Here is a 25,108-nt window from a genome sequence, read left to right on the forward strand (position 1 = left end):
CATAAAAGTATCAACCGACAGAAAGGTACATGCTCATGAAAACGATCACCGCAAACCCAAGCGGACAACCGAAGCATGCCCTGGCGCGAGCAAGCAAAGGCGTATTCCGCGAGCTTTACCGCAACCGCACGCTGCTGTTGATGTTTTTGCCGGTCGCCGTCCTGCTTTTGCTGTTCAATTATTTGCCGCTGGCTGGGCTGGTCATCGCCTTCAAGGACTTCAGCTTCGACCGGGGCATATTCGGCAGCGCCTGGATGGATCCGCTCTTTGATAACTTCGATTATCTCCTATCCTCCGAAAGCGCCTTTCGCGCCATCCGCAACACGATTTTGCTGAATGCGCTGTTCATCGCCGCCGGTTTGGTCTTCGAAGTGGGGCTGGCGCTGCTGCTGAACGAGTTGCGCAACAAATACTTCAAGCGGGTGACGCAGTCCCTGACGTTTTTGCCTTTCTTCATATCGTGGATCGTCGTCGGGGTGTTCACTTATAATCTGTTGAACTTCGAAAGCGGTTCGATGAACCGTTTGCTGGAGTGGATGGGCTTTGAGCGGATCGACTTCTACAATACCGCCAGCCTGTGGCCGATGATCCTGACGATCGCCGCCCGCTGGAAATCGACCGGGTACGGGGCGATCATTTACCTGGCGGCGCTGACCTCGATCGATCAGTCGTATTACGAAGCCGCCGCGATCGACGGCGCTTCGCGTTGGCAGCAAATCCGCCACATCAGCCTGCCGATGCTGAAGCCGACCGTGATCATTTTGACCCTGCTGGCGGTGGGAAGGATCATGAATGCGGATTTCGGCATGTTTTACGCAATGGTCGGCGATGCGTCGCTGCTCTATCCGACCACCGACGTCATCGATACGTTCGTCTACCGCAGCTTGCGGCAGACCGGCGATATCGGCATGGCTTCGGCCGCGGGCTTTCTGCAGTCGGTGATCGCTTTCGTGCTCGTGCTGGGCAGCAATTACGCCGCGCGAAGAATCGACAAGGATTCGGCGATTTTCTAAGCTTCGCGCGGGTTCTTCGCAGGAGCCTAGCCCTTGCAGGGGTTTACACGATATTTTACCGGAGGAGGCTTGAAGGTCGATGGTTCGCAAAAGATTTTCGCTGGGCCAGTCCGTGCTGGCGCTTATGGTCGCCTTATTCAGTCTGGCCTGCCTGTATCCGTTCGTGATGGTGATATCCGGCTCGCTCAGCACGGAGAAGGATATCGTGGATTACGGATACGGATTGATCCCGCGGCAGGTCACGTTCGATTCCTACAAAATTCTGTTCTATAGCTCGAATCGCATTGTGCAGGCTTATGGGGTGAGCACGTTCGTGACCGTGGCCGGCACGGCACTGTCTCTTCTCGTGATCGGCATGGGCGCGTATGTCATGGCAAGACGTTCGTTTAAATACCGGAACATCTTGTCCGTTTACGTGATCATCACGATGCTGTTCAACGGCGGACTCGTGCCCTGGTACATCATTTGCGTCCGTTACCTGGACCTGAAGGACTCGATTTGGGCGTTGATTTTGCCCTCGTTGGCCGGGGCGTTCAACCTGTTCCTCGTGCGTAATTTCATGCTCTCGATCCCCGAGGAAATCCATGAATCGGCAAAGATTGACGGGGCCGGCGAGTTCAGGATCTTTTACCGCCTGATCGTGCCGCTGTCGCTGCCGGTCCTGGCCACGGTGGGCCTGTTCGTTTCGCTCGGGTATTGGAACGATTGGTTTCTCGGCCTGATGTTCATCGATAAGCAGGAGCTCCAACCGCTGCAGCTGATGCTGCGCACGTTGATCGCCAACGTGGACTTCTTGCGCAACTCGGGGAATGCCGCGGCGATGCAGCGCATTTCCGCCCAGATCCCGACCGAGTCGATGAAAATGGCGCTCACCGTCGTGACGATCGGCCCGATCGTATTCCTGTATCCGTTCGTGCAGCGTTATTTCGTCAAAGGCTTGATGGTAGGGGCGGTCAAAGGTTGAACGAACTATGCCGGCTTCGGCCGTTATAGCATAATTACCAATACGAAACAGGGGAGAGGTTGACATGCAAACAAGGAAAGCCGGTTTTGCCGTGCTCATCGCGGTGCTGCTGCTGGGACTGGTCTTGTCCGGCTGCGGCGGCAACAGTGGCGGAGGCGGAGGAAACAGCGGAAACGCCGGGGAGAACGGCGGACAAAACGAGCCTGCGGCCAACGGGACGGAGCCTTCGAGCAGCGGGGAAGAGGTAACGCTCAAGTTCTACTTCGGCGGCGACAAAAAGGCAGCGACCGACGAGGTGTGGGGCAAAATCAGCGAATACGTAAAAAGCAAAGGCCTTAACGTGAAATTCGATACCAATTTCATTTCGTTTGGCGATTTTCAGCAAAAGATGCTGGTCATGGCCGCTTCCGGCGACAGCTGGGACATGAACTTCGACGGGGATTGGCTGTCTTACAAGCAGATGGCGGCCAAAGGCTCCTATATGGCCCTGAACGATCTGTTGCCGCAGTATGCGCCGAACCTCTACAAGAAATATGAGGAGCAGGGCACGCTTAGCGCCGCCACGGTCAACGGGAAGATCGTCGGGCTGCCGTGGACGATGAAGATGAACGAGCGCAAATTCGTCGGCTGGCGTTCCGATTTGGCGAAACAAGCGGGCCTTGACATTCCGGACGGCTCCGTCAAAACGATCGAAGACATGGAGAAGCTGCTGACGGAGTTCCGGGAGGCTTATCCCAACGACAAGCTGTCCCGTACGCCTCCGACTTCGCTTTATATGATCCGGGACGAATGGGTGGATTTGAACTTCCATGGGCTTGGCTTTTACCTGAACGATCCGGACATCAAAATCCAGCCGGTGGAAACGCAGCCGTTCTACCGGGAAGCCGCGCATAAATCGAAGGAATGGTACGACAAAGGCTTGATCAACCGCGACGCCATGATCGACAAGGAAGGCGAAGAGGTGCAGTGGAGAAACGGCAAAAAATATATTACCGTCACCTCCCACGAATGGGCTTACGCCGATCCCGGCTTCGTCGACAAATCGTTTACGCAGGGGATCTCTGAGCTGTATCCGGATAAAAAGTACGTGAACCGCACGCCGCTTGCCAACGTGGTGGCGATCAACGCCAATTCCAAGCACCCGGATCTCGTACTGCGGTTCCTGGACATGGTCGAGACCGACCGGACGCTGTACGACCTGCTGCAATACGGCATCGAAGGCAAGACGTACGTACTGGACGGCGAAATGGCCGTCTACCCCGACGGCATGGACTCGACGACGAGCAACTATATGGAATGGGGCGGGCAATGGGCGTTCTGGAAACCGCAATTCATGCGCCCGACGCAAACGTACCCGGAAGGCTTCTGGGAAAAGGAAGCCGAATTCGCGAGCGAGCCGCGAAACGTCAACTCGCCGGTAGACGGCCTGTTCATCGCCGAGGACAACATCAAAAACGAGCTGGCCAAACGGGACACGGCTTCCCAGGAATTCGCCAAGCCGATCGAATTCGGCGTGGCGAAAGGGGATACCGATAAAGCGCTGGACGACTATATCGCGCTGCAGCAGAAGAACGGCATCGATGCCATCGTCGCCGAAGCGCAAAGACAGGTTGACGAATATTTGGCCAGCAAAAAATAGGTTGATGCAGCAGGCGCCCCCGGCAGTTAACACTCCGGGGCGCCTGCCTGCTAATTTCGAGCGTTCATTTTGGACCGAATATGGAAAGGAGGTGAACGGTTGGCTTTTCATCCATCCTATATGCAAGCGCATACATTTCATTTTATTCTAAATCATTGAAATGAGGGAGAATTCATGGACAAACGTTGCGTATGGCCGCGCGCTTTGCGGCGCTTGGCGCTGCTATTCCTGGCGATGGCATTGATCTGGACGGGATTGGGGATCGCGCCTCCGGCCCAGGCCTCAGCCGAGGCAGTCGAGGTGAACATCCGTTTAGGGAACGAGCCCGAGGAACAGGGGATTACGGCCCGGGCGGGGGACTATGAAGCGGGGCTGCAAACGGGGACGCTTGATGGAAAGGGCTTCTGGAAAACCCGTTTCGATGCTCCGGAGCCGAGAACCTTGTATTTATACATGAATGTGGACGACGGATTCCTTTACGACAACGCCGATCACGACGTTTACGTCACCGCCGAGTATTACGACGCGGGCAACGGGCACTTGGTGCTGCAATACGATGCGAACGGCGCTCCCTTCAAGGACGCGCCGCTATATAGCTATGGGGACAGCAAACAATGGTTAACCCAAACGTTCAAGCTGACCGACGCCAAATTCGCCAACCGCACGAACGGGTCGGACTTCCGGCTTGGCATCAGCGGGGCCGGCGCGCCGGCCAACAACCCCGACCTGACGATCGCTTCGGTCACGGTGCGGAAGGTGCCGAAGCCCGCCGGGGCAGCGGGCGACGCGGTCGTGGTTGAAACGAGATTCGCGACGGACGACATCGCGATCGCGAATGCCAACGTACTGGACTTCGGCGCCAAAGCCGACGGCGTGGCCGACGATACGGCGGCCGTGCAGAACGCCCTCGATGCGGTGGGCGGCCAAGGGGGCGGCGTGGTGTTCATGCCGGCCGGCACGTACCGCATCGACGGCCATCTGCTGATCCCGACCGGCGTGACGCTGCGCGGGGACTGGGCCGATCCGGCCGAGACGGGCGGGCTCGTCCAGGGCACGGTCCTGGCGGCGTACGAAGGGCGCGGCCAGGAGAACGGCACAAGCTTCATCCGCCTGGAGCCGGTCAGCGGGGTAACCCATCTCTCCGTCTGGTATCCGGAGCAAACGCTGAATGCCCCGGCCCCTTACCCGTGGACGTTCGAGCAGTTGTCGGGCGACAGCGCCACGATCAAGAACGTTACGCTCGTCAACGCCTATGGAGGAATCAAGATCGGGCCGGTTTGGAACGAGCTCCATTACGTGAGCGAAGTGTATGGGACGGCGCTCAAAACCGGTATCTTCCTCGACTATACGACCGATATCGGCCGGCTGGAGCAGGTGACCCTGTCGCCGGACGTATGGGCCGGATCGGGATTGCCGGGCGCGCCGGAGCGCGGCGCTTTGTTCGATTACATGACGACCCATGCCGAAGGCATCGTGATGGGCCGTTCGGATTGGGAGTATATGTCCGATCTGGCGATCTCCGGCTTCAAAACCGGGCTGCGGGTAACGACGCGGACCGATTCGCTGGAGACGGCCAACGCGCAGCTGTACCGGATCCGGATTACCGATTGCAACGTGGCGCTCAAAATCGAAGGCGTCAACGACTACGGGCTGCTTGTCTCGGACAGTGCTTTTGAAGCCGGCGTCGGCGAGGGATCGGTGGCGATTCATGCGACGGAAGGGTTCCATTCCATCGCCCAGTTCAACACGGTTGCCGTCGGAGGCAACCCGAAGTATGGCGTCGTGAACGACGGCAGCGGCGTGCTGTCGTTCGAGAACAGCACGTTTGCGGGCTGGAGCGATGCGGGTGACGGTTATGCCATCGCGGCGAATGCCGGTTCGCTGCTCCTTGGGCAATCCTCGTTCGCCAAAGCGGATCGGCACGTGCGGCTGGGAGCCGGCGCGCAGGTGCTGAAGGCGATCAACTCCGGCCAAGGCGGCCGGCTGGAAGTGGCGGACGAGAGCAACGGAGCGGAGGTGCTTATTCGCCAGGATGAGTCGCTGACGCTCGAAACGCTGCCGCAAGGGGTTGAAACGGATGCGCAGGCGCTGTCGAAGCCGACGACCGCGCGCTTGTTCGACGTTACCGCGTTGCCTTACGGCGCCGACCGTGAGGGAGCCGCGGACGCCGCGGACGCTGTCCAGCGGGCATTGGACGATGCCAGGGCCGCGGGCGGCGGGACGGTGTATCTCCCGGCGGGCACGTACCGGATCGACCGCCCGCTGGTGGTGCCGACCGGCGTGGAGCTTCGCGGCTCCTGGGACGTGCCGCATCATACGATCGGCGGGGGCAGCGTGATTTTCACGAACTATGGGGAGAACCTGGACGACGAGGCGGATGCGCTGATCACGCTGGAAGCTTCGGCGGGCGTGCGCGGGCTGTCGGTTTATTACGACCGTCAGGACTGGAGGGACATTAAGCCCTATGCCTGGACGATCCGAGGCACCGGGCACGGCGTTTACGCCATCGATACGACGCTGGTGAATCCGTATCGGGGCATCGATTTCGGCAGCCGCGATACGAGCGGCCATTACATCGATTACGTGGCCGGTTCTCCGCTGAAGGAAGGTATTTTCGTCGGCGGCGGGGCGGAAGGCGGATATGTGCGAAACGTGCAGTTCAATCCGCATTATTACGGACGCAGCACCTATCCGGGCCATCCCGATACGGACGCCGCATTCCAGGCGGTATGGGATTACCAGAAAGAGCACCTGGACGCGTTCCGAATCGCCGACGTGACGGGGGAAACCGTGTTTAATACGTTTGTCTACGGCTCGCAATTCGGCATCCATTTCGCGCCGCAAAACGGCCGGGGGCCGGAAGCCGTCGTCATCGGGCACGGCACGGACGGCAGCAAAAAAGGCGCGGTGCTGGAAAGTGCCGGCCCGGGCGGCCTGGTCCTCGTGAACACCGAACTCGTATCGCTCAGTTCGTCGGATAAGGTATACGTTACGGTGGACGAAGCGTTCGATTCGCAGGCCACTTTATTTAATACCTCGATGTGGGGCGATACGACACGCTCCTTCGATATCTCCGGAGGCCGCATCCGCATCCAGCAGGCCAACCTGGTGACGGTCGGCGAACGGGGGCTGGGGGCGTTAGGCGGCGACATCGCCATGTATAACGCGTACTTCCAGCAAGCGCGGACGACGCATGTGTATGCCGCGCCGGACATCGAGCGGCTGGTGCTGACGAACAACCTTTATAACGGCGGCATGCAGCTCGACAACCGGGCCGGCACGAAGGTGACGGGGACGGACCTGGTGCCGGTGCAGCTGTCGCTGGCGAAAACGCCGTTCGACCTGGCCCGTCCGGAACGGATCAACGCATGGCTGACGTTGAGCAATATGGCGGGGGCGGTGCCGCTGAGCGGGCGTTTAGAGCTGGTCGGACCGCCGTCGTACCGGGACGCGCTGCAGCCGATCCGCTTCGAGGGGCTTGGCTTCGGTGAAAGCCTTGAGATCCCGCTGCCTTACCTGGGCAGCGACTTGTTGAAGTACCGCGTGACGCTTGACGGCGGCGAAACTTACGTTTCGAGCGTCACGCTCGGGCAGTCGTTCGCCGATCGCCAGGCTAACGGACGCGGTGCCGCGGCCCAGCGGCAAACGGTGCAAGCTCCGCCGATCGAGCTGGCGGAAGCGGATCATTACTCCAGCGTCGGGGGACAATGGAAGGGAATCGCTGACCTGAGCGCGTCCGCGGATGTCCGATGGGACAAGGAGCAGCTTTACGTTACCGTGCAGGTTCGCGACGATGTTCACGAGCAGTCCTGGACCGGAGGCGATATTTGGCAGGGCGACAGTCTGCAGCTCGGCATCGATTTGTCCAGGGCGGACGGCTCCGGGAGCCGAAACGCCAGCGAGCTTGGATTTGCGATGGACGGCGAGGGAACGATCAGCGCCTGGCGCTGGCGGGCACCGGAAGGTTTGCCAACGGGCGCTCTGACCGGGGCGAAGGCTACGATCACCCGCAACGAGGAGCGGCAGCTGACGGAGTATCGGCTTGCCCTTCCGTTTGCCTTGCTTCACGGGACGGACAAAGCGTTTGCGCCGGACGGCGCCACGATCGGCTTTGCCTTGCTGCTGAACGAGAACGACGGGGCCGGCCGGGCCGGCTTCATCGAATACAACCGGGGCATCGGCACAAGCAAGGATGCGACGGTGTTCGGCGATCTTTACCTGCTGGCGGACCCGTACGAACAAGCGCTGTGGCGTTCGGCGGCAACGGCGGTAGCTATGGCCGAAGCCGCGCCGACGCTGACGAATCGCGATGCCGCGGCCAATTTCGTCGGGCTGCTTCCTCCCGGCAGGATCAAGGCGCAGCTGCACGCCAGACTGATGAAACTGAAGTAACGAAAAAGGCCGGCTCTTTGATGAGCCGGCCTTTTTTTAGTACTTCCAGCATGGGCGTCATCTCTAGGGTGAAAGTCCTGAACGGGGGCTGGCGAGCGCCTACCGTTAGCCAAAGGCAAGGGTGTCCATCGCGAGGTGGAATCTGAAGGAAGCCGGAGGCAAAAGTACGGGCCAAGGGACACGAACTGGATTTGAGGCAGGATGAGTCGGATGAGTTGCCTAAACACAACAAAATCCAAAGCCGCCAAGGGCTTACCTTGTAACTCCAGTGGTCGCGGGCGGAAAGATGACGTTCTTATCTGGGGAGGCCTGCGGGAGGGAAAAAAAATGCGAAGTCACTTCGTAACCGCAATCGAGAGGTTGCGCTGAACCCGCAGGAGTCAGCAGAGGCCATAGTACGCGAGTACGGGACGCCGGAAAACGGAAGGGCCGAACCGAAAGGAGAGAGGAAACCGATGCGTTCGCGTGAAGAGCATAGACAGCCGAATATCCCGCAAGGGAGCTGCCAGCAAAGAGAAGCGGTGAAGCCGCCAGGGTATGCTGGAGCGCCGAGTTCATCATCGGCACAAGTCGCCCATTCCTCTCGCGAAGCAAGTAACGACTTGTTGGAGCGAATGCTCGAAGGAGAAAATCTTCGACTTGCCTATAAGCGAGTAGTTCAGAACGGAGGAGCCCCCGGCGTGGACAGAGTAACGGTAGCGGAGCTACAGGTTTACCTGAAAACCCACTGGGAAACGGTGAGCGCCGAACTTCTAACGGGAATGTACAGACCGATGCCCGTCAGACGGGTGGAAATCCCCAAACCCGGAGGCGGAGTGCGGCTGCTCGGCATCCCGACCGTGATGGACCGCTTCCTCCAACAAGCACTTCTGCAAGTGATGAACCCGATTTTCGATGCTCACTTCTCGTGGCATAGCTACGGCTTCAGACCGGGAAAGAGAGCACACGATGCCGTGAAGCAAGCCCAGCGATATATCCGAAGCGGCCTTAGATGGGTCGTGGATTTAGACTTGGAAAAGTTCTTTGACCGGGTGAATCATGACATGTTCATGGCAAGAGTGGCAAGGAAAGTGACGGACAAGCGAGTTCTGAAACTGATCCGAGCCTACTTGAGCGCTGGAGTCATGGACGGTGGAGTTTGCCAAAAGACGGAGGAAGGAACGCCGCAAGGCGGTCCGCTGAGCCCGCTTCTAGCCAACATTCTGCTGGACGATCTGGATAAAGAACTCACTAGAAGGGGCTTGAGATTCGTTCGCTATGCAGACGACTGTAACATTTTCGTCGCGAGTAAACGAGCAGGTGAACGTGTAATGAAGTCGATAACTCACTTTGTAGAAGGAAAGCTGAAACTGAAAGTGAATCGTGACAAAAGCGCAGTGGACAGGCCGTGGAACCGCAAATTCCTTGGCTTTAGTTTCCTATCTAACAAGCAGGCAACGATTCGACTGGCTCCGAAGACGCTCTTTCGGTTTAAGGAGAAAATCCGGGAACTAACGAATCGAACCCGGCCGATGTCGATGGAAGAGCGCATCTCAAAACTGAACCGGTACCTCATGGGGTGGATTGGCTATTTTCGGCTAGCATCCGCAAAGGGCCACTGCGAGAGATTCGACGGGTGGATTCGTAGGAGACTCCGAATGTGCTTGTGGAAACAGTGGAAACGAGTACGGACGCGACTGCGCGAACTACGGGCTCTTAGCGTTCCGAACTGGGCAGCTTTCAAGATGGCGAATTCCCGCCGCGGTGCTTGGGAAATGTCTCGGAACACAAATAATGCCCTTCCGACTCCTTACTGGGAAGCGAAAGGGCTGAAAAGTTTACTTTCTCGTTACTTGGAACTTTGTTAACCTTTTGGAACCGCCGTATGCGGACCCGCATGTGCGGTGGTGTGAGAGGACGGGGGCTAGCCGCCCCCTCCTACTCGATTGCCGCATACAGTTTCGCTAACGTCGCAGCAACCCTAACAAGGTACCCTATGCGCATAAAGACTAGTCCAATGATTGCGAACCTTGAAGCCGTACCTTAGCGTACCGGAAACGAAAAACTGCAAAAGTGCAGGAATTTCGGCCGATTTTAAAGATTACGACTAAAAAGATGCGAAAATACAGGAATTTGAGGCCCAATTGGGGGATATGCGCTTTTCGTGATAAAAAACTGCATTTTCACAGGAATTCGCGACAGTCTGGTTTATTTCTGAGAAAAGCCTGCATTTTTGCAGGAATTCCTTGGAAAGGCTTGGCACGATTCGGCTTTCATAGGTTACCTGGCCTGGGGACGGCTTGAAAGTAAGGCAGTAAAACTAGTTTGACTCCGCTTATTCAATCACCTCAAACTCCGCGCTCAAGGCGATCCGGTCCGAGCCGGGTCCGGCCACGACCCGGAACACGCCGGGTTCTACCCCTCGGCACAGATGCCGGTCCAGCAGGCTTAGCTCGCGGGGAGTCAACTCAAATTCCAGTTCCGCAGACTCGCCAGGCAGAAGGTGGATGCGCCGGAACGCTTTCAGTTCCTTGTCCGGGCGGACGACCTGGCTGACAAGGTCGGACAAATACAACTGGACGACTTCATCCCCCGCACGAGAACCAACGTTGCTCACTGTAAGCGAAACGGTCAACGTTTCGTCACGGCGAATGCGTCCGGCATGTACGCGAAGATCGGCGTAGGCGAAGGCGGTATAGCTCAGGCCGTGGCCGAAGGCGTATAAGGGCCGATTGTCGCCCTCCACGTAATGCGGCTGGCCGCCGCGGCGGCGGTTATAGTATACGGGCAGCTGGCCGACCGTTTTTGGAAAAGACACCGGCAGCCTGCCGGCGGGATTGCAGTCGCCGAACAGCGTTTCGGCGATGGCCGTGCCGCCCTGCTCGCCCGGGTACCAAGCCTCCAGAATGGCGGGAATATGGGCGGACTCCCATTCCAGCGTGAGCGGACGCCCGTTTTGCAGCACCAGCACGATCGGCGTTCCTGTAGCGTAAAGCGCCCGCAGCAGCTCCCCTTGGCGGCCGGGCAATCCCAATTCCGAGCGGTCGACGCCCTCGCCGCAGGTCCGGCGGGAATCCCCTAACGCAACGATGGCGACGTCGGCCTCGCGGGCGAGCTCCACGGCCCGGCTGCCATCCTCGCCGTGGCTCCAGCCGAGCAGCACCTCCACGCCGTTTGTATCCTTGCAATACTCCACTCGCAGCTCATAAGCCCGTCCCGCTTTCAGTTCGACCTCCACGCTGCCGTTTGCGCTTTTTCCTTGGCCCCAGCCGTCGACGGCAAGCCGGCCGTCCAACCAAAGGCGCATGCTGTCCTGGCTGGCGATGCCGATGCGTCCGGAAACGTCATGGGGCGGAATCAGCTTGCCGGTCCAGCGGACGGAGAAGCCGGAGCTTTGAATGCGCTGATCTGGCTTGGTGATGGCCCAGTCGAAAGCGATCGCCGCGTCGGTCCGCGTTAGCGCAGGCTTTCCCGCCAGATTCGGATTGTTGAAATATTCTCCGCGCAGCCCGGGGTTGCCGTCCCCGTCGTTGAGGCAAGCGACCGGGATCGGTTCCAGCTCATCCTCCAGGATGCCGCAGCCTTTCGTGTACGATACTTCGGTTTCGGGAGACACGGCCTGACGGATGCCTTGCAACACGGTAACCGGTTTGAACCCTTCCACTGCCGGCGAATAATCACCCAGCCGCGCTTCGTCCGCGCTGGGGCCGATCACCGCAATCTTGCCCAAGTTTTTGGGCAAAGGCAGCAGGCCGTTTTCGTTCCGGAGCAGGCAAAGGCTTTCCCGGGCGGTCTGCAGCGCCGTGTCGGCATGTTTTCGGCTTCGGACGACGAGCCCGCGCCGATTCGGATCGGTGTACGGATTTTCGAACAAGCCGAGCAGGAATTTGACGGTCAGCACGCGGCCGACGGCGGTATCCAATACATCCGGCGGGATAACGCCCTCCCGAACCATATCGGCAATGGCATTTTGGTATGTCTCGTGCGGGAAGTCGTAATATTGCATATCCGTTCCGGCCATCAACGCCTGACGAATCGCCTCTCGTTCAGAGCCTGCGGTATGATGGGCGTTTTGCAGACGGGCGATCGCGCCGAGGTCGGAGCGAACGAATCCCGGCATCCGCCATTGCCCGCGAAGCACTTCCGTCAGCAGGTTAGTGTCGGCGGCGCAGGGAACCCCGTCGATGGAGTTGTAAGCGCACATCGCATTCACCGCCCCGCCTTCCGTAAAGGCGGCCTCGAACACTGGCAGGTGATACGTATGCATTTCATGGGCCCCGATGGAACAGGGGGCGTGGTTCAGCCCGCTTTCGGGAATGCCGTGCACCGCGAAATGCTTCGGCTCGGCGACGACGCTTGCGCTTCCGGCGAGGTTGTCGCCCTGGAGGCCCCGAACCATGGAAACCGCCATCCGCGCGGCCAGATGCGTATCTTCGCCGAACGTCTCCTCGACGCGCCCCCAGCGCGGTTCCCGCGCCAAATCGAGCACCGGCCCAAACGTCTCTTGGATGCCGAAGCTGCGTACTTCCGCGGCAATTTCTTCGCCTACGCGCCGCACCAACTCGGGATTCCAGGTGGACGCCATGGAGATGGCTTGCGGGTAAATGGTACATCCCGGACGGAGCAGCCCGTGCAGGGCTTCTTCGCTGAACAGGATCGGGATGCCGAGCCGCGTTTCCTCCACCGCGTAACGCTGCAAGGCGTTGTTGATTTCCGGCGTTCCGTACAAATCGTGGATGCAGCCGATGCCTTCCTTGCCGAACGTTTCCCGGACTTTGTCCCATAGAATCTCGGCCTCGTCCGCCATGACGGTCGACATTCTGGGATGGGCGGCACTCAAGAGCGATGCGCCGTAATATTGGTCGAGCTGCCGCACTTTTTCCGGAAGGGTCATCTCGGCGAGCAGAGCGGAGACCCGCTCCGGTATCGGTAGTTCGGGGTCAAGATAAGCCTTTTCGAAATGCGGATTAGCGGGAGTGGACATCGACATTCCTCCTGAACGATGAACCGGGCAGAGCGGGAACTTCCGCTTCCATGCCGCCGGTTTTTCGGTAGTTTTCGCCCCCAGTGTAGCATAGATTTTCGTTCGGTTTGGGCCGTGCAAGGCCTTTCGCCAATAATGCAATGGAAACTTTAATAATGCCTCATTGGTGAGGCGTCCGAACTGACTTACACTGGGCAAAAAGCGAAAAGGAAGCGTGAAGCGATGACAATCATCAGGGCGGTGCGCTGCATCCGCACCCGGCACGACGGCAGTTGGACGATCGTTCAAATCCAGACGGACCAGGACGGATTGTATGGGCTTGGGTCGGCTTCCGACCTGTACAACCCCGAAGCGGTCGTCCAGGTGGTCGAACAGTTGTTGGCCCCGCAGTTGATCGGCCGGGATGCGGCTCGCATCGAGGACTTGTGGCAGTTGATGCAGCACAGCGGCTATTGGCGGTACGGCGGCATCCTCCAAACGGCTATCGGAGCGATCGACATGGCGTTATGGGACATTCTCGGCAAAGAGGCGGGGTTGCCCGTCTACCGTTTGCTCGGCGGGCCGGCGCGAGCCGCCGTTCCCTGCTACGGGCATGCCGAAGGCAGGGATATTGCCGAATTGAAAGAGGAGGTGCGTCGCTATATCGAGCAAGGTTATACGGTTATCCGCTGCCAGCTGGGAGGCTACGGCGGAGGCGGACTGATCGGAGCGCAGACGGCCATGCTGCCAAGGAACGCGTGGTCCGAGGACAAGGTATTCGACGAACATGCCTATCTTGAGGCGATTCCGGCGATGTTCGAGCAACTGCGGCTGGAGTTCGGCTTGTCCGTTCGCTTTACGCATGACGTGCATGAACATCTTTCGCCGATCACGGCCATTCGGCTGGCGAAGCGTCTGGAGCCTTACGAGCTGTTCTTCCTGGAGGACGCATTGCCGCCGGAGCAGTCCGAATGGTACCGTCAGCTTCGTGCCCAATCCGCCACGCCGCAGGCGGCAGGCGAGCTGTTCACGAACCCCCGGGAGTGGCTTCCGCTGGTCCAGGACCGGCTGATCGATTTCCTGCGGGTTCGCGTATCGAAGGCGGGGGGGATCAGCGCCTGCCGCAAAGTCGCCGCGGTGTGCGAAGCGTTTGGCGTCAGGACCGCTTGGCAGGAAGGCGGGGAGAACGATCCCGTCAACCAGGCCGCGGCGGTTCACCTGGATTTGGCCGTATGGAATTTCGGCATTCAAGAGATCAACCATTTCCGGCCGGAGGAGTTGGAAGCCTTCCCGGGGCATATTCAGCGCGTCGGCGGGTATTTGTATGCCGCCGAGAAACCGGGGCTGGGCATAGACCTGGATGAAGCCAAAGCGAAGGCGCTGATCCGGGACGGCTGGGACAAGGGAACCTACCACCGGCCCTATACGCTTGACCGAAAACCGGACGGAACGCTGCTGCGCCCTTAAATGATGATCGGAGGTTGATATCCTATGAAAACCGTAGCCATAACCGGCGGCAGCGGCAAGCTGGGCGAGCAAGTGGTTCGCGAGCTGCTGCAGCAAGGCCGGCAAGTCATATCCCTGGATCGGCAGCGATCCGGAAAGCTGCCCTGCAAGCAATTCCAGGTGGATCTCGCCGATCTGGGCCAAGTCATCTCCGCCTTGGAAGGCGCTGAAGCGATTGTACATCTTGCGGCGATTCCGGCCCCGCTGTGGTATCCGGCGGCGTCGATTTTCGCCAATAACGCGGTATCGACCTATCACGTCCTCGAAGCCGCGTCGTTGCTGGGAATCCGCAGAGTCGTGTTGGGCTCCAGCGAGTCGTCCTACGGGTTCGCCTGGTCGCCCCTTCCGTTTGCCCCGGATTTCGTACCGGTCACGGAAGAGCATCCCCAACTCCCGCAGGAATGCTACGGGTTGTCCAAGGTCGTAGGCGAGCTGACGGCGGAGATGTTCCATCGCAGGAGCGGCATAGAGGCCTATTCGCTTCGTTTCTCCACGATCATCGGGCGAGGCGAATATGAGCGAATCGACCTGAAGCATCCGGAGAAATACAAAAAAACATTATGGAGCTACATCGACATCAGGGATGCGGTATCCGCCTGCTTGACGGCTTTGGAGCAGGACGGAGGGGGCTCGCATTCGCTGAATATCACCGCCGACGATACGCTAAGCGAGTTGCCGACGGAAACGCTGCTGGAGCTTTTTTACCCGGACAGCATAAGAACGCAAAAATTTACGGGCCGCGAAGCCTTAGTAAGCAATGGGCTCGCCAAGCAAATTTTGAACTGGGAGCCCCGCTACTCCTGTTTAATTGAGAGCTAGCGCTACTTTTGCTTCCCTTGCCGATTTCTCCATAGCCTGCCCGCTTGATTCGCCGGGTAGGATTTTTGGCTTGGCGAGACAGCTTGCGGATGCTACAGGATTTTTCGACGGATAGCGAGAATACGTATAGAGGGTAGAAGGTAATTCGATTTCTACATAAAGGAATAAAGGAGTCATATAAATGGATATTCGCCTCATGGAGATTTTGCCCGAACAACAAGAACTTTTTCTGAATCTATACAACTTGTACCTCTATGAACTGTCGGCATTTACGGGCGAGGATCCGGCCGAAGACGGGAGATTTGACCTCGCGAACACCCACCTTTATTTGGAGCGAAAAGAGTTGCTTCCCTACTTTGTTTATTGCTCGGGAAAGGTGGCGGGTTTTGTGCTGGTTTGTACGCCGCCGTTCGTTCCCGAGGGGATCGATTATACCTTGCAGGAGTTGTTTTTGTTAAAGAAATACCGGGGACGGCAGGTCGCGCAAACGGCGGTAGCCGAAGTCATGCAACGGATGTCGGGTCAGGTGAGGGTGGAACAGCTGCGAAACAACGCGGCGGCCGTATCCTTTTGGCAGAAATTTTATAAGCGGCATTCGATTGCGTTCGAGGAGACCGTCGAAATCGTGGAAATTGAAGGATTGCCCGGGACGCACGAAATGGTGGCCCAGACTTTCTTCATTTGAACCTCAAGGGTTCCAAAATCAGGTAAATGAAAAAGACAACTCATGCCCGGACCAAGATAACCAATATTTAAAAGGAGGCTTTGAGATGGCCCACATTTTTCATGCCGATCGCGTGTCGTACAAACTCAAACAATCGCCCGTTCCGGAATTCGCCTGGCATACCAGCGAAAGGCTGGCGGAGCTTGCAGGCTCCAAGCACCTGACGTTCGATATCCGGTCGCTGGACCCGGGGAAGTACTCCTACCCCTATCATTTTCACCGCAACGCCGAGGAAATCTTCGTGATTCTGGAAGGGAGCGCGCAGCTCCGGACGCCGGAAGGGATTCAGGAATTGCAAACCGGCGATATCGCTTTTTTTGAAATGGGCCCTTCGGGCGCTCACCAATTGTTTAATCATACGGAACGACCGTGCAAATATTTGGACATCCGTACGAGTATGGGATTGGACGTTTGCGAATATCCCGACTCGGGGAAAATCAACATTTTGCCCTATCAGGAGATTTACGAAAGCTCTGACCAAGCCGATTATTTTAAAGGTGAAGATCAGGTAGCGGAAAAATGGAAGTTAGGTGCAGATCGACATGAGCGGCAATCCAAGGCTTAGTATATATCAAAAAGAACATCTCGAAGCGCTATCAGGACGGGTTGTTCGGAGTACCGTTTCTATGGACCGGCCTTTGGAGAACAAGATAACCGCGGGCAGACGAGCGCTATGAGCGGCGGCCTAAGGAAGAAGGAGAGAGCATTTTGATTGAGATTAGGGGAATTAGGGAGGACGACGCCGAACGGCACTTGAACCTATGTTACCGATTGGATCGGGAAACGAACTTTATGCTTTTGGAGCCAGGGGAACGTACGACGACGCTTGAAGCGCATCGGGAGCGAATCCGTTCGATCGTCGGATCGCCCAATTCCACGATCTTTTTGGCGGAGGATCGCGGCGAAGCGGCCGGGTATCTTGCCGTTTTCGGCGGCAGCGCCAACAAAACGAAACATGTGGGCTATATCGTCATAGGTATTATAGAAGCTTATACCGGAAAAGGCATCGGAACGTCCCTTTTTCAGGCGGCCGAGAAATGGCGCGCCGACGCCGGACTTACCAGGTTCGAGCTCACCGTGATGGTTCCGAATGAGCCGGCCGTGGCGCTTTACACGAAGATGGGCTTTGAAATCGAAGGCGTCAAAAAACGCTCCATTCGCATGGAGGGGCGGTACATCGACGAGTATTATATGGGCAAAACATTCGATTCTTAATCCAATAAGGAGGCGGCGGCCGGTGATTCAATGTCCGTGGTGCGGGGAACGAGTGATTTTAATTAGCGATGTTTGTCCCGAGTGCAAGCATGAGGTGCTGCCGGAGCATTTGGAAGGACGGGAGGGGCGGGAAAGCGCCGTTCCAGGCGAAGCCCCGGATATGAACTTTTTTGATTTGGAGGAAGTGCTGCAGCGTCGCTTCAAATGCGTAAAATGCGGCTGCCGGGACGGTTCGGTGAACGAGGTATCGATGAGCGGCGGCGGTTTGAGCAAAATCCTGGACATTCAGCATCACCATTACTTGTTCGTCTCCTGCCAGCATTGCGGCTACGTGGAAATCTATGATCCGGTTGTGCTAAGGGGGCATTCTTCGAGCAAATTCTCGACGATTCTGGATATCTTGTTCGGGCGCTGAGGCGTTACGGTTTGACGCGAGCCGGCGTCTTTGCTATAACAGGAATACCTGTAACGATCATGATGAAAGTGGGCTAGATATGAAACGAACGGACGTCGTCTACCTGTTGATCGCCAATGAGGCGCGTACCCACGTACTAATGGTACAAAACGAAAACGAAACGTGGACGCTCCCGGGCGGAGCCGTCGAGCCCGGCGAAACTTTGCAGACCGCGGCGGTGCGGGAAGCGAAGGAAGAAACGGGATTGGACGTTGACGTGCAAGGGGTGGTGGCGGTCAACGAATTCGTGTACAAGGACACCAAGGAACATGTCGTCCTGATTACCTTTCGCACGGAAATCGCTGGCGGGGAGCTTCAAATTACCCGGCCGGAGGAAATATTGAACATCGCCTGGGTCGATGTGAAGCTGGCCGATGAGCGGATGCCTTATTATCCGGAAGGCATCAGCACCATCGTAGCCAAGGGCTCGGAAGTTACGTATTTCGACGAGGGGCAAATCTAAAGTTACTGCAAGCCAATGGAATCCTGGTTCCGCCGGCCTCGAACTAAACATCCAGCGAGGTAACTTTCTTTCGGTTGACGCGCGGCTGGATGGCCAGGAACAACAGCGTGATCAGCAGCGGGTACAACATCGCCCAGCCGGTGAAGGGGAAGACGACAGCCGTAGCCGCAAAGGAGATCCAGCTGATGACGACGCCGGCTTTGCTGCCCTTGAGCAGTTTGATGCCGGCCGCGCAGCCGCCCATGTACGTCAGGATAAACGTGGCGTTCGGGAATTGGATCAGCGTGGCCAGGGACATCGTGCCGGTTCCGTACAGCAGCATGACGGCCGCAAAGCAAAGCAGCAGGAACAATAGCGCCCCGACCGGCGTATGAAACCGGGACGAGAGCCCGCTCCACCATTTGGGGGCATGCCCTTCGCGAGCCATCGCATAGGCGACCCGCGCCGCGGCCCCGGTATAGGCGATAATGCCGGCCATGCAAATGCAAAGCCCGGTTACCCCGGCGACGATCCCGCCCCAGGGACCCAGCGGCCTACTGATAATCCAGACCATCGAAGACTCCGAGCCGCCTTTCAAGTAGCTTTGCGTGCCGACCGTAGCGAGCGCCGACATAAAATATAAAATCCCTACGATAATCGCAGCGGCGGTCACCCCTTTGATCGCCGCTTTCTGCGGATCCTTAAACTCTTCGGACATATGCGACACCGCCTCCCAACCGATAAAGCACCAGAACAGCATCGATGCCGCCTGCCCGACGCTTAACCAACCGTGCGGCATAAATGGGGTAAAGTGAGCGCTCTCCATCCGGGGCAGCGCCGCCCCGAAGGAAAATATCAACACCGCCGCGATCGCGATCACGACGGCGATTTGAATCTTGCCGGCGAGCTGCATGCCGATCCAATTCGTGATCAGGCCGACGGCTAGCATCGCGGCGGCGACGGCGATTTTGGCTCCTTCGCCCCAGCCGAACGCGGCGGCCAAATAGCCGGCTCCGGTCAAAGCGGCCACCGGCGCCCCGATCGGCACCGACATGAGGAAAAACCAGCCGACCAGCGTTCCCGCCCGTTCCCCGTAAGCGCGCGTAACGAAATGGGAAACGCCTCCGGCATTCGGATATTTCGCCGACAGGAGTCCCATGGACAACGCCATCGGCAGAATCAGCAAAGTCATGAAGCCCCAGGCAAGCAGCGAGGCTGGTCCGGCCATTTCCGCGGCCAGGCCGGGAACGATCAAGACGCCGGAGCCTAATACGGCGCCGATATAAAGGGCTATCGCCTGCGGCATGCCGATGCCTTTTTGTAATGAGGTTGTCGTTTCTTTCATTGTAAAGTCCTGCTTTCCTTGTGTTTTTTTCTAGCGTATCAGATAATAGATCCATAGGAAAAACAGAATTATCGAATTTAATCCATTCGAAATTCCGATGGAAGGAGCGATCAGGGGATGGAATCCCGCCATTTGTTTACGTTTCTGGTGGTGGTCGAAACCGGCAGCTTTACCCGGGCCGCGCAGAAGCTGGACTATGCGCAGTCGAGCATCACGGCGCAGATTCAGGCGCTCGAAGCGGAATTCGGCTTGCCGCTGTTCGACCGGATCGGCAAGAAGATCATCCTGACCGACGCCGGACGCCGGTTGCTGCCGTATGCGCAGGAAATCTCCAAAATCCACGACATGGCCAAAAACGCCCTGCTCCCGGAAGCCGACATGGCCGGCTCCCTGAAAATCGGCGCGCCGGAATCGCTGGCCGCGTTTCGCTTGCCGGAGGTTATCCGGGCCTACCGTTTGCGTTATCCGCAGGTACAGATTATTTTGAAGCCAGGGCAATGCTGGGAAACCCGGGAGATGGTGCGCTCGGGGGAACTCGATGTGGCCTTCTTGCTGCAGCCGGAGTCGGAGGACCGCGATCTGCATATGGAGACCCTGGTTCAGGAGCCGATGGCGCTGGTGGCCCCTGCCGATCATCCCTTAAAGCACGAGACGGAGGTGCTGCCGCTGCACCTGAAGGACCAAACTATTTTGCATACGGAAACCGGCTGCACCTACCGCACCTTGTTTGAGCATTACTTGAACAGCCACGGCGTGTTCCCCGATCCGAATTTGGAGTTCTGGAGCGTCGAGGCGATCAAGCAATGCGTCATGTCCGGGCTGGGGCTGTCCTTTCTGCCGCTGGTGACCGTTCGCACCGAATTGAAGGAAGGCAAGCTGGTCAAGCTGCCTTGGAACGACGAATCCCAACGGGTCGCCACGCAATTGGCGTATCATCGGAAGAAATGGAGATCTCCGGCCTTGGCTCAGTTTATCGAAATGGTTCAGTCGCAAGCGAAAGTTTGGCGCGCCGAAGCCGCCCTATGAAAAGTAAGATCGCTTCGTGTAATGGAAAATACAGTCAGGCAGGAATCGCAAGCTTTACTATAGAATGGTAAATTGCCGAAGCAATTCAAACTATTTCTATGGAACGGTGGTATGAAGGATGGTAGAGGTTAAGGTTAGGGAGTCGGCTGCATCGCGCTATCGCCGGCTGGGCAACTCGGATTTGACGTTGTCGCCGCTAGGCCTGGGCTGCTGGCAGTTCAGCAACGGGAAGGGGATCGTCGGAAAGTTCTGGCCGGTGCTGCTGCCTGATGATATCCGGCAAATCGTACGAATTTGTTTGGAGGGCGGAATCAATTGGTTCGATACCGCGGAAGCCTACGGCGGCGGACAGTCGGAGCAGTTGCTGGCCAGGGCGTTGAAAGAGATCGGCGGAGCCGATGCGGGAGAGGCCAAGATAGCGACGAAATGGTGGCCGGCGCTCCGCACCGCCGGCAGCATCACCTCCACGATCGATGAACGCATCCGAATGCTGGCTGGGCGAACGATTCACCTGCATCAGATCCATTCGCCTTATTCTTTATCTTCGATAGCGGCGGAGATGAAGGCGATGGCCGAACTGGTCAAGCAGGGTAAAATCCGTCATGTAGGGGTCAGCAACTTCTCCGCCCAGCAGATGAAAGAGGCGGACCGGGTACTGCGCGAGCATGGCCTGCGCCTGGTTTCGAATCAGGTGAAATACAACCTGCTGGACCGCCGTATCGAGCACAACGGCGTCATGGAAACGGCCAAGGAGCTGGGGGTGGCGATTATTGCTTACTCACCGTTGGAGCAGGGGATATTGAGCGGGAAATTCCATAAGAACCCGGCTTTGGTGAAGTCCGTTAAAGGGCCTCGCAAGTGGACGCCGAATTTTCGGGACGCCGGCCTGCAGCGATCGAAGCCGTTGATCGATCAGTTGGATCGGTTGGCCGAGCGTTATCACGTTTCTCCGACGCAGATTGCCTTGAACTGGTTGATCCACGCCAACGGAGAAACCGTATTTGCAATTCCGGGGGCATCGAAACCGCATCACGCCGTGGAGAATGTGAAGGCGCTGCAGTTTGCTTTGAACGCCGATGAGATGGCCGAAGTCGCCGAGGTTTCCCGTCAGGTGCTGAACTTAAGTAAATAACGCCTCTGCCGCATCGCTAGAGATGCGGCTTTTTTTTGCCGAAACGAGCCAAAATCCGTTGATATGTATCACGACGTGATGTATATTTATATCACGATGTGATATAGTTTAATGCGATACATGGAGGCTGGAACCATGAATTTCGAGAAAGTGAAGAAGCGGTTCATTCCGATGAGCGAAACGATGTTTTACATCCTGCTGTCCCTCCAGGAAGAACGGCACGGGTACGGAATCATGCAGCACGTCAAAGAGATCACCCGTGAAAGGATCGTACTGGGGGCGGGAACGATTTATCAAAGCCTCGGCAAGCTCGAAAAGGACGGGTTGATCGTACCGACCCGGGAAGCCGACCGGAAGAAGTTTTACGCTTGCACGGAACTGGGCAAGCGCATCCTGATCGAAGAAGCCGGGCGAATCAAAGAGCTTTATCATAATGTGGAGGGATTGATATGAGCGAAAAAAAGACGGTTCTGTTATCCGCATTCCGTTACGTGATTCCTGCTCAGTATGAGCAATGGTTCGAGGAGCTGGCCGCCGAAGGCTGGCATCCCGCCAAGGTGGGGCAATGGAGCTCCCTTGCGATGCGTTTCGTCAAGGGAACTCCCGAGAGATACCGCTATGTCGTTGATTTGCAGGCCATGCCCCAAAAGGGGTACAAGCAGATTTACGAAGAGTTTGGCTGGGAATATGTCGGCCGGATGTCCAGCGCGTTCGTCTGGCGCAAAAAATACGCGGGGGAGCGGCCCGAATCGTTCAGCGACCGTGAAAATTTGGAGGTCAGAAACAAGCGGTTCATTCAGGCCATCTCGTTTTCGTTTTTCATCTTCGCCCTGATCGCCGTTATTGTGACGGTGAGCTTTGCCTGCCTTTTTCAAGGGCTTACGGCGGGCGAAACCATCCAGTTCTGGATTGGAATCGCAGTGAGTTGGCCCGCCGCGGTTTATCTCGGCTGGGTGATGCGAAAAATCAAGCATAGCTTGAAGAGCTGACCGGCATGGACGGTCAACATATTTTTGCTTGAAATAGCCAATACTCCCTATAGTTACTATAGCTATCAGGAGGCGTGGCTTGTGGCCGACAACAAGGCAAGCGTAAAAGGAATCACGACGTTTCATTTAACGATGTTGGCGCTCGGAACGGTGGTTGGCGGGTCGTTTTTTCTAGGTTCGGGCGTGGCGATCAAGGCGGCCGGTCCCAGCATTCTTTTCTCGTATATTCTTGGCGGTTTGCTGATCTACGTCATTCTTTATGCCTTATCGGAAATGACGGCGGCCGATCCGGTGCCGGGTTCCTTCCGCACGTATGCCGAACGCAGCTTTGGCCGGGGCGTCGGGTTCGTGACCGGCTGGGTTTACTGGATCGGGTTGATTCTGGCGATGTCGAGCGAATCGATCGCGGCTTCAACGTTTCTGCGGGCGTGGTTTCCGAATTTCCCGGAAGTCGCCATGGGCATGCTCATTATCGTGGCGATCACGCTGCTCAACTTGCTGGGGGCCAACTATTTAAGCAAACTGGAGAGCGGCCTGGCGGCGGTGAAGCTGCTTGCGGTCGTCGGGTTTATCGTGATCGGGTTGGCCCTCATCGCGGGCCTGGTGCCCGGCGCCCCGGCCGCAGGCGTAGGCGAACTCCGGGGCGAGGCATGGTTTCCGGGAGGGTTCGCGGGGGTTGCCGGCAGCATGCTGATCGTTATTTTCACCTATGCCGGCTTCGAAGTCATCGGACTGGCCGCTTCCGAGGTCGAGAACCCGAAAAAAACGATCCCCCGTGCGATCAACATGACGTTGATCACTCTGGTGGGCCTCTATATCGCCGCCATCGCCGTTATCCTGATGCTGTATCCGACGCAAGGCATGATCGCGGACCAAAGTCCGCTGGTGCTGGCCTTGACCCGCTGGGGGATGGGCTGGGCCGGGACGCTGATCAACATCGTGATGATCACGGCGATCCTCTCCACGATGCTGGCCTCGACCTTCGGGCTGGCCCGGATGCTGCGTTCGCTGGCGGCGGAAGGCCATGCTCCCGGCTGGCTTAAAGACCGCCACGACATCCCGTATAAAGGCATTCTGTTTTCCGGAGCCGCCATGCTGTTCGGATTGGCTATGGGCTATCTGCTCCCCCAACAAGTGTACTTGTTTCTGGTCAGCTGCGGCGGGTTTTCACTGCTGTTCTCCTATTTCATTATTTTGGCGTCCCACTACCGCTGGCGGCGTACGACGCCCTGTTCTCCCGAGGCAGCCTGCCAATTGCCGGGTTATCCCTACACGTCTTGGGCCGGCCTGATCGGCATGGTCGGCATTCTCGTCAGCATGCCTTTTATTTCGGGGCAGGGAGCCGGGCTGGTGGTCGGCCTGAGCCTGGTTGCTTTACTTGCGGGAATCTACTGGGTGAAGTCAAGATTCACCCGCGAGGCGGCGCGAGGCGCGCAGCCGCGGGGGGGCGCGGCCCGTTTGGGGGCTAGCGCCCGCCTTGCCGGGCCGCAAATCGAGGCGGCGGAGGAAATCTCCGGCGGGCGTGAACGCCGCGAGGCGGCGCGGGAAGCTGATGGCAAAGACGCCGGGCCGAAAGCAGAAAGCCCGCAGAGTGAAAAATAAGACGCAAGGGGCTGACATGACTGATTAAAGGGTTCGTGTCTTGGTGTCCCTGCTTGCTCTTTGTAAGAATTATCCCTTTCGTTCAGTGATCCAAGGGTTGGGGGCTAGGGTAAGGGAAAAAGAAAAAAATGAGGTGGTTCGGGCGAGATTTTCGGCTTGATGTAAGAACATATGTTTGGTAAAGTGAAGTAAAACGAACGTATGTGCGTGATTTGTTAATTCGGGTGGGGGGCGAGCGGACATGGAGGTCAATATGGGAACGGATCTTCAACCCTTCAGTCGCCGTTATCACAGCGAGCAGGCCTGCATGGATGCGTTGATTGCGATGAAGTGGCCTAACGGCTTTGTCTGCCCGAGCTGCGCTCACACCCGGTGCAGCCGTCTGACCTCCCGGAGTATCCCCTTGTTCGAATGCAGAAAGTGCGGGCATCAAACGTCGGCTTTGGTCGGTACGATTTTTGAACGAACGCATCTGCCCCTGTTGAAATGGTTTCAGGCGCTGGAGTTGTTCCTGCTCCGGGGCGGCATCTCGGCGCTGCGGCTGAGCCAGGTGATCCAGGTCACCTACAAGACCGCCTGGTTGATGCTGCACAAAATACGCCATGCCGTCGGGGAGTTCGACGCCCGGGAGCTGCTCTGCGGAGATGTGAAGGTGAACAGCGATCTGTATGGGCAGGATCCATCCCGGTCACAGTTTCCGCATCCGTATGCCTCGGCGGTCGTAGCCGGCTGCACGGTAACGGAGTCGGGCGAGCCGGAGCAGGTCAAAATCCGCCTGGTGCCGCAGAAGAGGGGAGAAGGACGAAGGGCAAACCGCGACGAACTCGCCGCGTTCATCAACGGGTATGTAGATGTCCGTACATCGACGGTGCAGTCGTTCCCTCTAGCCTTTCGGCTATATTTG

The 25,108-nt window shown here is 57.7% G+C and carries 20 protein-coding genes; 18 read left to right on the top strand and 2 right to left on the bottom strand.

The features are described from left to right. Nucleotides 1-35: 35 nt before the first annotated feature. The 5 genes from ACQ4N8_RS06380 (at nt 36) to ltrA (ending at nt 9,855) form a co-directional block, all read left to right on the top strand. Entirely contained in the window at nt 36-1,013 is a 978-nt protein-coding gene (locus tag ACQ4N8_RS06380) for an ABC transporter permease (RefSeq protein WP_430703495.1), read from the top strand. 79 nt (nt 1,014-1,092) lie between these two features. Continuing rightward, nucleotides 1,093-1,977, top strand: coding sequence for a carbohydrate ABC transporter permease (locus tag ACQ4N8_RS06385; protein ID WP_430703496.1), 885 nt, complete (start codon nt 1,093-1,095; stop codon nt 1,975-1,977). 64 nt (nt 1,978-2,041) lie between these two features. Then, complete coding sequence (locus ACQ4N8_RS06390; RefSeq protein ID WP_430703497.1) at nt 2,042-3,616, top strand: extracellular solute-binding protein; 1,575 nt, start codon at nt 2,042-2,044, stop codon at nt 3,614-3,616. Between the two features lie 174 nt (nt 3,617-3,790). Beyond that, the gene (locus tag ACQ4N8_RS06395; RefSeq protein WP_430703498.1) at nt 3,791-8,008 is read left to right on the top strand and encodes a glycosyl hydrolase family 28-related protein; all 4,218 of its coding nucleotides are present in this window, start codon (nt 3,791-3,793) and stop codon (nt 8,006-8,008) included. 455 nt (nt 8,009-8,463) lie between these two features. Further along, nucleotides 8,464-9,855, top strand: a complete 1,392-nt coding sequence (gene ltrA / locus ACQ4N8_RS06400) for a group II intron reverse transcriptase/maturase (protein WP_430703499.1) — start codon at nt 8,464-8,466, stop codon at nt 9,853-9,855. A 467-nt stretch (nt 9,856-10,322) separates the two neighbouring features. Here ltrA and ACQ4N8_RS06405 read toward each other — a convergent pair whose 3' ends face one another. Then, nucleotides 10,323-12,971: a glycoside hydrolase family 3 C-terminal domain-containing protein gene (locus ACQ4N8_RS06405; protein ID WP_430703500.1), complete on the bottom strand. Its 2,649-nt coding sequence runs from the start codon at nt 12,969-12,971 to the stop codon at nt 10,323-10,325. 222 nt (nt 12,972-13,193) lie between these two features. Here ACQ4N8_RS06405 and ACQ4N8_RS06410 point away from each other — a divergent pair, with 222 nt between their 5' ends. The 7 genes from ACQ4N8_RS06410 to ACQ4N8_RS06440 all read left to right on the top strand — a co-directional run bounded on the left by ACQ4N8_RS06410 (nt 13,194) and on the right by ACQ4N8_RS06440 (nt 18,131). Continuing rightward, nucleotides 13,194-14,417: an enolase C-terminal domain-like protein gene (locus ACQ4N8_RS06410; RefSeq protein WP_430703501.1), complete on the top strand. Its 1,224-nt coding sequence runs from the start codon at nt 13,194-13,196 to the stop codon at nt 14,415-14,417. Nucleotides 14,418-14,441: 24 nt separating this feature from the next. Then, a complete protein-coding gene (locus ACQ4N8_RS06415) occupies nt 14,442-15,275 on the top strand; it encodes an NAD-dependent epimerase/dehydratase family protein (protein WP_430703502.1) in 834 nt (277 codons plus the stop codon). Between the two features lie 181 nt (nt 15,276-15,456). Next, nucleotides 15,457-15,960: a GNAT family N-acetyltransferase gene (locus ACQ4N8_RS06420; RefSeq protein WP_430703503.1), complete on the top strand. Its 504-nt coding sequence runs from the start codon at nt 15,457-15,459 to the stop codon at nt 15,958-15,960. Nucleotides 15,961-16,045: 85 nt separating this feature from the next. Beyond that, nucleotides 16,046-16,564, top strand: coding sequence for a cupin domain-containing protein (locus tag ACQ4N8_RS06425; RefSeq protein WP_430703504.1), 519 nt, complete (start codon nt 16,046-16,048; stop codon nt 16,562-16,564). A 143-nt stretch (nt 16,565-16,707) separates the two neighbouring features. Next, nucleotides 16,708-17,214, top strand: coding sequence for an N-acetyltransferase family protein (locus tag ACQ4N8_RS06430; RefSeq protein WP_430703505.1), 507 nt, complete (start codon nt 16,708-16,710; stop codon nt 17,212-17,214). A 22-nt stretch (nt 17,215-17,236) separates the two neighbouring features. Further along, the gene (locus ACQ4N8_RS06435) at nt 17,237-17,629 is read left to right on the top strand and encodes a zinc ribbon domain-containing protein (RefSeq protein ID WP_430703506.1); all 393 of its coding nucleotides are present in this window, start codon (nt 17,237-17,239) and stop codon (nt 17,627-17,629) included. Nucleotides 17,630-17,708: 79 nt separating this feature from the next. After that, a complete protein-coding gene (locus ACQ4N8_RS06440) occupies nt 17,709-18,131 on the top strand; it encodes an NUDIX hydrolase (RefSeq protein ID WP_430703507.1) in 423 nt (140 codons plus the stop codon). A 43-nt stretch (nt 18,132-18,174) separates the two neighbouring features. On the opposite strand, the gene ACQ4N8_RS06445 is transcribed toward ACQ4N8_RS06440, so the two are convergent. After that, the gene (locus tag ACQ4N8_RS06445; RefSeq protein ID WP_430703508.1) at nt 18,175-19,455 is read right to left on the bottom strand and encodes an APC family permease; all 1,281 of its coding nucleotides are present in this window, start codon (nt 19,453-19,455) and stop codon (nt 18,175-18,177) included. A gap of 117 nt (nt 19,456-19,572) precedes the next feature. On the opposite strand from ACQ4N8_RS06445, the gene ACQ4N8_RS06450 reads away from it, so the two are divergent. From ACQ4N8_RS06450 to ACQ4N8_RS06475, 6 genes are all read left to right on the top strand, one after another. Next, nucleotides 19,573-20,481: a LysR family transcriptional regulator gene (locus ACQ4N8_RS06450; RefSeq protein ID WP_430703509.1), complete on the top strand. Its 909-nt coding sequence runs from the start codon at nt 19,573-19,575 to the stop codon at nt 20,479-20,481. Between the two features lie 118 nt (nt 20,482-20,599). Next, a complete protein-coding gene (locus ACQ4N8_RS06455) occupies nt 20,600-21,613 on the top strand; it encodes an aldo/keto reductase (protein ID WP_430703510.1) in 1,014 nt (337 codons plus the stop codon). A 135-nt stretch (nt 21,614-21,748) separates the two neighbouring features. Further along, complete coding sequence (locus ACQ4N8_RS06460) at nt 21,749-22,066, top strand: PadR family transcriptional regulator (RefSeq protein WP_430703511.1); 318 nt, start codon at nt 21,749-21,751, stop codon at nt 22,064-22,066. Next, nucleotides 22,063-22,602 (top strand): DUF2812 domain-containing protein, encoded by a 540-nt coding sequence (locus tag ACQ4N8_RS06465; protein ID WP_430703512.1) that lies wholly within the window; start codon nt 22,063-22,065, stop codon nt 22,600-22,602. The genes ACQ4N8_RS06460 and ACQ4N8_RS06465 overlap by 4 nt, the downstream gene beginning before the upstream one ends. Before the next feature lie 81 nt (nt 22,603-22,683). Next, a complete protein-coding gene (locus tag ACQ4N8_RS06470; protein WP_430703513.1) occupies nt 22,684-24,204 on the top strand; it encodes an amino acid permease in 1,521 nt (506 codons plus the stop codon). Nucleotides 24,205-24,445: 241 nt separating this feature from the next. Continuing rightward, a partial coding sequence (locus tag ACQ4N8_RS06475) for a transposase (RefSeq protein ID WP_430703514.1) occupies nt 24,446-25,108 on the top strand: 663 nt, incomplete at its 3' end.

The organism is Paenibacillus macerans (assembly GCF_050565405.1).
GTDB lineage: Bacteria > Bacillota > Bacilli > Paenibacillales > Paenibacillaceae > Fontibacillus > Fontibacillus macerans_B.

Excerpts from the sequence above, each read along its gene's own strand:
- ACQ4N8_RS06380 (WP_430703495.1), top strand. The coding sequence starts at position 36 with ATGAAAACGATCACCGCAAACCCAAGCGGACAACCGAAGCATGCCCTG.
- ACQ4N8_RS06385 (WP_430703496.1), top strand. The coding sequence starts at position 1,093 with ATGGTTCGCAAAAGATTTTCGCTGGGCCAGTCCGTGCTGGCGCTTATG.
- ACQ4N8_RS06390 (WP_430703497.1), top strand. The coding sequence starts at position 2,042 with ATGCAAACAAGGAAAGCCGGTTTTGCCGTGCTCATCGCGGTGCTGCTG.
- ACQ4N8_RS06395 (WP_430703498.1), top strand. The coding sequence starts at position 3,791 with ATGGACAAACGTTGCGTATGGCCGCGCGCTTTGCGGCGCTTGGCGCTG.
- ltrA (WP_430703499.1), top strand. The coding sequence starts at position 8,464 with ATGCGTTCGCGTGAAGAGCATAGACAGCCGAATATCCCGCAAGGGAGC.
- ACQ4N8_RS06405 (WP_430703500.1), bottom strand. The coding sequence starts at position 12,971 with ATGTCCACTCCCGCTAATCCGCATTTCGAAAAGGCTTATCTTGACCCC.
- ACQ4N8_RS06410 (WP_430703501.1), top strand. The coding sequence starts at position 13,194 with ATGACAATCATCAGGGCGGTGCGCTGCATCCGCACCCGGCACGACGGC.
- ACQ4N8_RS06415 (WP_430703502.1), top strand. The coding sequence starts at position 14,442 with ATGAAAACCGTAGCCATAACCGGCGGCAGCGGCAAGCTGGGCGAGCAA.
- ACQ4N8_RS06420 (WP_430703503.1), top strand. The coding sequence starts at position 15,457 with ATGGATATTCGCCTCATGGAGATTTTGCCCGAACAACAAGAACTTTTT.
- ACQ4N8_RS06425 (WP_430703504.1), top strand. The coding sequence starts at position 16,046 with ATGGCCCACATTTTTCATGCCGATCGCGTGTCGTACAAACTCAAACAA.
- ACQ4N8_RS06440 (WP_430703507.1), top strand. The coding sequence starts at position 17,709 with ATGAAACGAACGGACGTCGTCTACCTGTTGATCGCCAATGAGGCGCGT.
- ACQ4N8_RS06445 (WP_430703508.1), bottom strand. The coding sequence starts at position 19,455 with ATGAAAGAAACGACAACCTCATTACAAAAAGGCATCGGCATGCCGCAG.
- ACQ4N8_RS06450 (WP_430703509.1), top strand. The coding sequence starts at position 19,573 with ATGGAATCCCGCCATTTGTTTACGTTTCTGGTGGTGGTCGAAACCGGC.
- ACQ4N8_RS06455 (WP_430703510.1), top strand. The coding sequence starts at position 20,600 with ATGGTAGAGGTTAAGGTTAGGGAGTCGGCTGCATCGCGCTATCGCCGG.
- ACQ4N8_RS06460 (WP_430703511.1), top strand. The coding sequence starts at position 21,749 with ATGAATTTCGAGAAAGTGAAGAAGCGGTTCATTCCGATGAGCGAAACG.
- ACQ4N8_RS06465 (WP_430703512.1), top strand. The coding sequence starts at position 22,063 with ATGAGCGAAAAAAAGACGGTTCTGTTATCCGCATTCCGTTACGTGATT.